General features: G+C 66.2%; 9 protein-coding genes. 6 read left to right on the top strand and 3 right to left on the bottom strand.

Annotation, left to right across the window (positions count from 1 at the left end; genetic code table 11):
* Nucleotides 1-883 (top strand): ATP-binding protein (locus ACLPJJ_RS03775; protein WP_443589590.1); only part of this gene is annotated, 883 nt, incomplete at its 5' end.
* A 162-nt stretch (nucleotides 884-1,045) separates the two neighbouring features.
* Nucleotides 1,046-1,597, top strand: a complete 552-nt coding sequence (locus ACLPJJ_RS03780; protein WP_443589592.1) for a uridine kinase family protein — start codon at nucleotides 1,046-1,048, stop codon at nucleotides 1,595-1,597.
* Between the two features lie 39 nt (nucleotides 1,598-1,636).
* Here the strand turns inward: ACLPJJ_RS03780 and ACLPJJ_RS03785 are convergent, their stop codons facing one another.
* Complete coding sequence (locus ACLPJJ_RS03785) at nucleotides 1,637-3,505, bottom strand: ABC-F family ATP-binding cassette domain-containing protein (RefSeq protein WP_443589593.1); 1,869 nt, start codon at nucleotides 3,503-3,505, stop codon at nucleotides 1,637-1,639.
* Nucleotides 3,506-3,594: 89 nt separating this feature from the next.
* Here ACLPJJ_RS03785 and ndk point away from each other — a divergent pair, with 89 nt between their 5' ends.
* Complete coding sequence (gene ndk, locus ACLPJJ_RS03790; RefSeq protein WP_443589595.1) at nucleotides 3,595-4,017, top strand: nucleoside-diphosphate kinase; 423 nt, start codon at nucleotides 3,595-3,597, stop codon at nucleotides 4,015-4,017.
* Between the two features lie 95 nt (nucleotides 4,018-4,112).
* Here the strand turns inward: ndk and ACLPJJ_RS03795 are convergent, their stop codons facing one another.
* Entirely contained in the window at nucleotides 4,113-5,030 is a 918-nt protein-coding gene (locus ACLPJJ_RS03795) for a cytochrome c oxidase assembly protein (protein WP_443589597.1), read from the bottom strand.
* Entirely contained in the window at nucleotides 5,023-5,514 is a 492-nt protein-coding gene (locus ACLPJJ_RS03800; RefSeq protein WP_443589599.1) for an Lrp/AsnC family transcriptional regulator, read from the bottom strand. The genes ACLPJJ_RS03795 and ACLPJJ_RS03800 overlap by 8 nt, the downstream gene beginning before the upstream one ends.
* A 72-nt stretch (nucleotides 5,515-5,586) precedes the next feature.
* On the opposite strand from ACLPJJ_RS03800, the gene ACLPJJ_RS03805 reads away from it, so the two are divergent.
* From ACLPJJ_RS03805 to ACLPJJ_RS03815, 3 genes are read left to right on the top strand one after another with little or no spacing between them, the layout of a single operon-like run.
* On the top strand, nucleotides 5,587-6,990 hold the full coding sequence (locus ACLPJJ_RS03805; protein ID WP_443589601.1) for an NAD(P)/FAD-dependent oxidoreductase: 1,404 nt from the start codon (nucleotides 5,587-5,589) through the stop codon (nucleotides 6,988-6,990).
* Nucleotides 6,983-8,182 carry an FAD-dependent oxidoreductase gene (locus ACLPJJ_RS03810; protein WP_443589603.1) on the top strand — a complete coding sequence of 400 codons (1,200 nt, stop codon included), beginning with the start codon at nucleotides 6,983-6,985 and terminating at the stop codon, nucleotides 8,180-8,182. Before ACLPJJ_RS03805 ends, ACLPJJ_RS03810 begins: the two co-directional genes overlap by 8 nt.
* Complete coding sequence (locus ACLPJJ_RS03815; protein ID WP_443589605.1) at nucleotides 8,179-9,573, top strand: FGGY family carbohydrate kinase; 1,395 nt, start codon at nucleotides 8,179-8,181, stop codon at nucleotides 9,571-9,573. The genes ACLPJJ_RS03810 and ACLPJJ_RS03815 overlap by 4 nt, the downstream gene beginning before the upstream one ends.
* Nucleotides 9,574-9,865 lie beyond the last annotated feature (292 nt).

Genomic DNA, 9,865 nt, shown 5'->3' on the forward strand with positions numbered 1-9,865 from the left:
GCAGCCAGCCCCCTGGCGCTCGCCCGGCTTCGCCACCGCCTTCATCGTGATGACCATTCTGGGCGGCATCATGATCACCTGGGCGGTGCGGCAATTGCTGCAACCGGTAAAGACCCTCGCCGCCGCGGCCGAGGCGCTGGGGCGTGATGTCGCCAACGCACCGCCGCTGCCCGAGACGGGACCGGCCGAGATCGTCACCGCCGCCACCGCCTTCAACACCATGGCGGCGCGCGTGCGGCGCTTCGTCGAGGACCGAACCTTCCTGCTCACCGCCATCGGCCATGACCTGCGCACGCCGATCACCCGGCTGAAGCTGCGCGCGGAATACATGGACGACGATGAACAGCGGACCAAGATGCTGGCGGACCTCGACGAGATGGAAGCGATGGTCGCGGCGACGCTCGCCTTCAGCCGGGACGTGACCACCACCGAGAAAATTACGCGGCTCGACCTCGCCAGCCTGCTGCGCACGATCCTCGATGATGCCGCCGATGGCGACCCGGACCACGCCGATGCGCTCAGCTATACCGGGCCGGAGCATCTGCCGGTGAATGCCCGCCCCCTGGCGCTGAAGCGGGCGCTGACCAACCTCGTTGGCAATGCGCTGAAATATGGCGACGCCGCGCATGTCACCCTGCACACGCCGGTGAGGGGAGCCTTGCGCATCGACGTCGACGACCAGGGGCCCGGGATTCCCGCCGCGGAAATGGAGCGCGTGTTCGAGCCGTTCCGTCGCCTGGAGACCAGCCGCAACCGCGAGACCGGCGGCTCCGGGCTGGGCCTGTCCATCAGCCGCAACATCTTGCGCGCCCATGGCGGCGACGTGACCCTCACCAACCTGCCCGAACGGGGCTTACGCGTAAGCGTGACACTGCCGGTTTAGGGCTCTTCCCACCGTCATCACGAAAACTTGCCTACCCGCCCTCTTGGCGGCGATTCCAGAAGGGGAGCTGTTGCGTTACAACACTGCCGATTGGCACCCGAGGACGGGATGGACGGAAGCACCAGCACGAGACTGGATTTACCAGCGGGTTTCCCCCGCGATTTGACGCGCCCGCTGATCGCCATCGACGGCCTGCCCTGCGCGGGCAAGACCACGCTCGCCATGCGGCTGCAGGAAATCCACGGCTTCGAATGCCTGCATGTGGACGAATTCCTGCGCCCGGAAGATGAGTGGCACGGCTCCCAGCCCGCATTCCCGTTTCCTTACATCCGCTATGAGGAGTTCCTGCAGGCGGTGACGGATCTCGCGGAACAGGGCGAATGCAGCTACGCACCGTACGATTGGAAAACCCTCGCGGTCTCCACCACGCCGCGCCGGATCACCACCCATCGGCCCGTGATCGTGGAGGGGATTTCCGCGCTCGTGCCGCTGCTGGAGCCCTATTACGGGCTGAAGATTTTCGTCGACAGCGACCGCAGAAGCATTCAGGACGTGGCGCGGACGCGCAGCCTCGGCATCTGGCTGCGCGAATGGCGCGAGATTTTCCTGCCCAGCGCGGATATGTACATGCTCACCCGCCCGGAGCGGCGGGCCGACATGATCGTACCAGGCCGAGGAAAAACCGGCGAAATAACCTACCCGTTTAATTATTAACCGGAATCTGGTTAATAATTATAACAACAAGTTTGCACTTCAGCCTTCCGCCTCTTCCAGCGCCGTATGCGCCTCCAGCCAGTTATGCTCGGCGGCGTCGATCTCCCGCTTCACCACAGCCAGGCGCTGCGTCACCTTCGTCAGCTCCGCCGTCTTGGCCTGGGTGTAGATGTCCTCGCTCGCCAGCCGCGCTTCCAGGCTTTCCTTCTCCGTCAGCAGCTTTGCCAGAACCTGCTCCGCCGCCTTGGCCGCCAGGCGCAGCGGGGCGAGTTTGGCCCGCGCCTCGGCCTTTGCTGCCTTGTCGTTCTTTTTCGCTTCCACCTGCTTTGCCGCCGGGGCTGCGCGTTCGCTCATGGAAGCGGCATAGGCGGCCAGATCGCCCTCGAACGGCGTGACCTTGCCATTGGCGACCAGCAGAAGCCGGTCGGCCACGAGGTCCACGAGATACGGATCATGCGAGATCAGCACCACCGCGCCCTCGAAGGCGGTGAGCGCCTTCACCAGCGCGTCACGGGCGTCGATGTCCAGGTGGTTGGTCGGCTCATCGAGGATCAGCAGATGCGGCGCCTCGCGCGTGGCCAGGGCCAGCAGCAGCCGCGCCTTCTCACCGCCCGACATCGCGCCCACCTTGGTGTTCACCCGATCGGCATCCAGCCCGAAGCGCGCGGCCTGGGCGCGGATCTGCGTCGGCGTGGCTTTCGGCAGCGCGCGGGCGAGATGATCGTAGGGCGTGTCCTCCAGCACCAGATCATCCTCCTGGTGCTGGGCGAAATAGCCGACGCGCAGCCCCTTCACGCGGAACTCGCGCCCGCGCAGGGCGGAGAGCCGCCCAGCCAGCAGCTTGGCCAGCGTGGACTTGCCGTTGCCATTCTGGCCCAGCAGGGCGATGCGGTCTTCCATATCCAGCCGCAGCGAGACGCCGGTGAGGATCGGCTTGCCGTCATAGCCGATATCCACGGCATCGAGCTGCACCATCGGCGGCGGTAAATCCTCCGGCGAGGGGAAGGAGAATTCGGTGGCATGATCCTCCACCACCGCCTCGATCTGCGGCATCCGCTCCAGCGCCTTGATGCGGCTTTGCGCCTGCCTGGCCTTGGAGGCCTTGGCGCGGAAACGGTCCACGAAGGACTGCATATGCGCCCGCGCATCGGCTGCCTTTTCCGCCGCGCGGGCCTGCTGCAGGGCGCGCTCCGTTTTTATCCGCACGAATTCCGCGAAGCCGCCCGGCGTAAGGGTCAGCTTGCCCCGGTCCAGATGCGCGATCGCCTCCACGGCATGGTCGAGCAACTGGCGGTCATGGCTGACGAGCAGGATGGCGCCAGGGAATTTCTGCAAATAGCCTTCCAGCCAGAGCGTGGCTTCGAGGTCCAGATGGTTGGTCGGTTCGTCCAGCAGCAGGAGATCGGGCTGGGAGAACAGCACCGCCGCCAGCGCCACGCGCATGCGCCAGCCGCCGGAATAGCTGGACATCGGCCTTGCCTGCCATTCCTCGTTGAAGCCCAGCCCGGCCAGGATGGACGCGGCGCGGGAGGGCGCGGAGTCCGCCTGGATGGCGAGCAGACGCTCGTGGATCTCGGCCAGCTTCTCATGCGGGGTGGCCGGGTCGTCGGCTGCCCTGAGCAGTTCGGCACGCTCCGTATCCGCCGCCAGCACCACGTCGAGCGGCGTGATGTCCCCGCCCGGGGCCTCCTGCGCCACGTAGCCCAGCCGCACCCGGTTGCCGAGGCGGATGGTCCCGCCATCGGGGCGAAGCTGCCCGGCGATGAGTTTCAGCAGCGTGGACTTGCCGGCGCCGTTGCGGCCGATCAGCCCCACGCGCCGCCCGTCATCCACCATCAGGCTCGCATGTTCCAGCAATGGCCGGCCGGCTATGCTATAAGAAAGGTCATCCAGGCTTAAAACGCTCATGGGCGAAGCTCTATAGCCTGTGCCGGGGCTTGCCCAGCCTCGTCCGCCCCTGTATTTGCCGCCGCAACATTCACACGGAAGCACATATCATGGCCCTCGAACGCACCCTCTCCATCATCAAGCCGGACGCCACCCGCCGCAACCTGACGGGCAAGATCAACGCCAAGTTCGAAGAGAACGGCTTGATGATCGCGGCCACCAAGCGCCTGCACCTCACCCGCGCCCAGGCCGAGGCGTTCTACGCCGTGCACGCCGCCCGCCCGTTCTTCAACGACCTGGTCGAGTTCATGATCTCCGGCCCGGTGGTCGCGCAGGTTCTGTACGGCGAGAACGCCATCCAGAAGAACCGTGACATCATGGGCGCCACCAACCCGGCGAACGCCGCCGCCGGCACCATCCGCGCCGAGTTCGCGGAGTCCATCGAGGCGAACTCCGTGCACGGCTCCGACGCCCCGGAAGCCGCCGCGCAGGAAATCTCCTTCTTCTTCGCCGAGATCGAGATCGTCGCTTAAGGTTTAGGTTTCTGGCGCTTTTTGAAAAAAGCGCCGCAAAAACTTTTAAAAGTTTTTTGGGTGCCGCCTTTTTTCCAAAAAAGGCGGCATTTTTCTTATCTTCCCGTCCACTTCGCCTCGTAGATCTTCGCCCCTGGCGGCGGGACAAAATGCTTATCGGCCTCGGCCTCGGCCAGGCGCAATGAATTCAAACCGATGATCAGCGCCGCGGTGTTCATCATCCCCGGCGGAATCCACTGAATCAGCCCACCCAGCATCTGGTCGTACGTCGCCGAGATCGACGGAAACAGCCGCCCGCACAGCGTGTAGAACGGGTATAAATCCTGGCTGCTGAGGGCGATGGTAGAGCTCACCGCGATCTGCGGAAACATCACCAGGAACCCGGTACCGGCACGGACCAGATAGCCGAACCGCGCCTCCGGCTTCGGCCGCGGGTCCAGCACCATAAGCCAGAACAGCAGCCCGCCGAGCAGGCAGGAGATGTTCATCACCGCGTAAAGCAGCGGGTTGAGCATGGCGGCGAAATGCACCGCCGGGATGAGCCAAAGATCGGTGCTGGCCAGAAAGATGAGCGTGGCCGGCACAGGGTGGCTCAGCCAGCGCAGCCGCGCCCAGGCTTCCCGCGCCGCGTTCACCACCCAGCCGGGCGCGCCCGCCGCCAGAACCTCGCCCATCCAGCCGATAGCGATGCAGAAGGGTGCCGCCATGCCCAGCGTGACGGCCTGCACGCGGTTGAGGAAGAACATGTGCTGGGACACGTATTCGAAATGCGTCTGCAGCACGAAATAGATGCCCGCCACCCCAGCCAGGAAGAAGGCCCGCCGCACCCGGCCCGGGCGGCGCTCCGGCGCGATGCGGCGCATGCCGCGCCAGTACCACAGCGCCGTGAGCCAGCAGCCGAGGAATACCGGCGCGTTGAAGACAAAGGGAAACAGGTAAGGCAGATGCGCCGGCAAGACCCGGCAGGCGCCTCCCACGGCTAAGGCCAGCAGGAGGAGCAGAAATTCACCCATTCAGCTTGTCCATGGGCACCCCGGCAAGCGCCCGGCTGGTGCGGATGGTCTGCAACGTCTGCACCTTGGCCACGCTGGGGGCATTGGTCAGCTTGGTGGTAAGCTGGTTCTCATGCGCCGCGTCCCGCGCCACGAGCCGCAGCAGGAAATCCCCGCCGCCACGGATCATGTGGCACTCCCGCACCTCCGGCCAGCTGGCCACCAGCGTCTCGAAGCCCTCCAGCACCGAGAGCTTCTGGCTCTCCAGCCCGACAATGACGAAGAACGAGATCTGCCAGCCGAGCTTCTGCGCGTCAGTCTGCGCGTGATAGCCCTGGATGTAGCCGGCCTCCTCCAGCCGGCGCACGCGGCGCAGGCAGGGTGGCGGGGAGATGCCCGCCCGGCGCGCCAGCTCCACATTGGTGATTCGGCCATCCGCCTGGAGTTCGGCGATGATTTTCCGGTCAATTTCGTCAAGGGTGAGCGCTTCGGTCTCGGTCTGCATATAATCCCAATATATAACTCTGTAGCACGCAATATAATTGCGCGGCGGGTTTTGGCTATGGGGAAACGGCTGTTGACAGCACGGCATGGCGGGATGACCCTCGGCGCCATGTACGATGTAGCGGTTGTGGGGGGCGGCGTTGTTGGCTGCGCGGTGGCGCGCCGCTTCGTGCTGGAAGGCGCGAAGGTGCTGCTACTCGAAAAAGGCGCGGACATCCTCTCCGGCGCCAGCAAGGGCAACAGCGCGATCCTGCATACGGGCTTCGATGCGCCGCCGGGCAGCCTGGAACTCGCATGCATGCAGGCGGGCTACACGGAATACATGGAGATCCGCGAGCGGCTGCGGCTGCCGGTGCTGGAAACCGGCGCGATCGTCGCCGCATGGAACGAGGAGGAACTGGCCAAGCTGCCCGGCATCGCCGAGGCGGCGCACGCCAATGGCGTTGCCGATGTGCAGCTGCTGACGCGGGCGGAGGTGCTGGCGCGGGAGCCGCAACTCTCGCCGCATGTGCTTGGCGGCGTGCTGGTGCTGCGCGAGCATGTCATCGACCCGTGGAGCGCACCCCTGGCCTATGTGCTGCAAGCCCTGGCCAATGGCGGCGAGGTGCGGCGGAATACGGTAGTGCTCTCGGGGCACTTCGCCAATGGCGGCTGGCGGCTGGAAACCAACATTGGCCCGGTGGAGTGCGGCACGGTGATCAACTGCGCCGGGTTGTATGGGGATATTGTCGACCACCGCCTGACCGGCGCGGAGCATTTCACTATCAAGCCGCGCAAGGGGCAGTTCGTGGTGTTCGACAAGGCGGCGGCGCAGCTTCTACGAACAATCCTGCTGCCAGTACCTACAGAGCGGACCAAGGGGATCGTCGTCACGCCCACGGCGTTCGGCAATCTGCTGGTCGGGCCAACCGCGGAGGAGCAGGACTCGCGCGACCGCGCCGCCGTGGACGAGGCGACCTTGCGCATGCTCGTGGACAAGGCGGTGGAGCTGGTCCCGTCGCTGGAGGGCATGGGGGTGACGGCGGTGTATGCCGGCATCCGCCCGGCGACCGAGCGGAAGGAATACCGCGTCCGGCACGAGGCGGAGCGCAACTACATCGTGCTGGGCGGCATACGCTCGACGGGGCTGACAGCCGCGCTCGGGCTCGCGCAACATGCCTGGAGCCTCTACGCCAAGCCGCATGCCAGGCTGGCCGATCCGGTCTGGCCGCAGGCGCCGGTGCTGGCGGAACACTGCGCGCGAGACTGGCAGAGCCCGGGCTATGGCGAGATCATCTGCCACTGCGAGATGGCGACAAGCCGGGAAATCGAGGCAGCACTTGCCGGGCCATTGCCCGCGCAGGATTACGGCGGGCTGAAGCGCCGCACCAGGGCCGGGATGGGACGCTGCCAGGGGTTCTACTGCAATGCCCGGCTGGCGGAGATGACGGCGGGGCGCTTCGCCACTCCGCTGGCCGTGGAGCACACGCATGGTTGACGTGGCGATTATCGGCGGCGGGCCGGCGGGCATCGCCGCGGCGCTGACGCTGAAGGCGCGGGGGGTGAAGCGCGTGGCGATACTGGAGCGCGAAAGCGTGCTCGGCGGCGTGCCACGGCATTGCGGACACCCGCCTTTCGGGGTGCGGGAATTCGGGCGGCTCCTCACCGGCCCGGCTTATGCGCGCCACCTCGCATTGGAGGCCGAAGCTGCTGAGGTCGAGATCCTGCTCCGGCACTCTGTCACGGCGTTGAAACCGGACGGGGTGGTGGAGGTGACGACGCCTGAGGGGCGGACGGCGATCCGCACCCTGCGCGTGCTGCTGGCCACCGGGGCGCGGGAAGCGCCGCGCGCCGCACGTTTGCTGGGCGGGGACCGGCCGCTCGGCGTGCTGAATACGGGCGCGTTGCAGGCCTATGTGCATCTGCACGGCCTCGCCCCCTTCCTCCGGCCGGTGGTGGTGGGCACGGAGCTGGTGGGGCTTTCGGCACTCGCCACCTGCCGCAGCCACGGCATCCATCCCGTGGCGGTGGTAGAGGCTGGCGACCGCCCTGTGGCGCGTTGGCCGCTCGGGTTGTTGCCGAGGCTGCTGCGTATTCCAACCTATTTCAACAACGGGATCGATGAGATTCTGGGCCATGCGCGGGTGGAGGCGGTGCGCCTGCACGATGGCCGGGAGATCGCCTGCGACGGCGTGCTGCTGACAGGGCAGTTCCTGCCCGAGGCCAGCTTGGCGCGCCTCAGCCATCTGGACGTGGACAGGCATAGCGGCGGGCCGGCTGTGGACCAGTATGGCCGCTGCTCGGATGGCGCCTATTTCGCCGCCGGGAATCTGCTGCGCCCCATCGAGACCGCCGGGTGGAGCTTCCGCGAGGGCGCGGAGATCGCCGAGTATATTGCCGACGATCTGGCAGGCGGGCTACCGTCCGCCGAGGACGGCATCACTCTGGTTGCCGGCGAGGGCGTGAAATTCGTGGTGCCGCAGCGCTTGGCCCGGGTGACGCAGCTGCGCGGCCAGCTGCAGTTGCGGGTGGCCGAGCCGATCTCCGGCCAGCTGCGTGTGAGTTCGGAAGAGGCCGTGCTGTACAAGCGGCGCATCTCCACGCGGCCGGAACGGCGCATCCTGCTAGATCTGGCCGAGCTGAAGCCGCTGCGCGAGGCCAAGCAGCTCCTGGTAGAAATCGTCTCGTGAGCGTCATCGCCATCGACCAGGGCACGACGAGCACACGCGCCCTGCGGCTGGAGGATGGGCAGGCGCGCATCGTCCGTGCCTTGCGCCATGCGCAGCATCATCCGCATGCCGGCTGGGTGGAGCACGACCCGGAGGAACTGCTCGGCAATATCCGCGCGTGCTTGCAGGCGGCGGGCAGTGCCGAGGCCATCGGCATCGCCAACCAGGGGGAAAGCTGCCTCGCCTGGGACAAGGTGACGGGCAAGGCGCTGAGCCCGGTGATCGTCTGGCAGGATAACCGCACGGCCGCGGACATAGAGGCTTTGCGCGCCACAGGGGCGGAGGCGGAGACCCTGGCGCGCGCCGGACTCCCGCTGGATGCGTATTTCTCGGCCAGCAAGCTCGCCTGGATTTTGCGGGAGATTCCGGAAGCCCGCGCCACCCTGGCCGCCGGGCGGCTGCGGCTCGGCACCACGGATGCGTTTTTCCTCGACCGCCTGACCAGCGTGTTCGCCACCGATGCCACCACCGCCTCGCGCACCTCGCTGATGAATCTGGCAACGGCACAGTGGGATACGGAGCTTTGCCGGATTTTCGGCGTGCCCATGGAGGCTTTGCCGGAGATACGGGACACGGTGGGGGATTTCGGCGCCATTGGCGGCGTGCCGGTGCGGGCTTCCGTGGTGGACCAGCAGGCGGCGCTGTACGGGCATGGCTGCCGGGTGCCGGGGGATGCGAAGATCACATTTGGCACAGGTGCGTTTACACTCGCCATGACGGGGGCGGAGATTGTCCGCGCGCCGGAGCAAGGGCTGCTGCCCACCGTGGCGTGGCGGCGGGCGGGGGTGAGCACCTACGCGGTGGATGGCGGCGTGTACGATGCCGGCGCCGCGTTGGAATGGGCGCAGAGCCTGGGGTTGTTCGAGTCCTTCGCTGAGTTGAACGAGTTCGAGGCCCCGCCTGCGATTTCCCGTGGCCTGGCCTTTGTGCCCGCGCTTTCGGGGCTGGCCTGCCCGCATTGGGACCGCTCAGCGGCGGCGCTGTGGGTGGGTATGAGTGCTGCGACGACGAAGCGGGACCTGATCCAGGCACTGCTGGAGGGAATTGCGCTGCGCACGGCGGAGGTGGTGAGCGCGATGCATGTGCGCGTGCCGATCGGCGGACGGATTTCGGTGGATGGCGGGCTGACCCGCAGCGCGTATTTTGTCCGCTTCCTGGCGAATGTGTTGCAGCGGGAAATCGCCTGCCCGGAATTCGACGAACTGACAGCATTCGGCTGCGCGGCGCTGGCTGCTGGCGGCGAAGTAGCACGGCCCGGCGGCGTGCGGATCGTGGCGCCAAATATCGCGAATGCCTCCGGCTGGCGCGCAACCTTTGCCGAGGCGATTAAGCGGGCGAAGGGATGGCGGTAGGGCGGGGGTCTCTTAACGCATTTCGGTTATATCTTTTGAAAAAGATAAGCCATTGATATTTCTATACTAAAAATATTTGCGAAAGTCTTGCAGACCGTGTGAAAACTCTACCGAAACGGATTCCGGCGCGGCATGAGGCGCGGTAGAATCTGGCATCATGACGCACATCTCAGGTCGCGACCGAGCGCAGAGGCTGCTCCTGCCGGAATCTCTGGACGAATACGTCGGTCCAGATAACCCCGTTCGCTTCATCGATGCTTTTGTGGGGGAACTGGATCTCGCCGCCGCGGGC

The organism is Acidocella sp. (assembly GCF_052326845.1).
In the GTDB taxonomy this organism is placed as follows: domain Bacteria; phylum Pseudomonadota; class Alphaproteobacteria; order Acetobacterales; family Acetobacteraceae; genus Acidocella.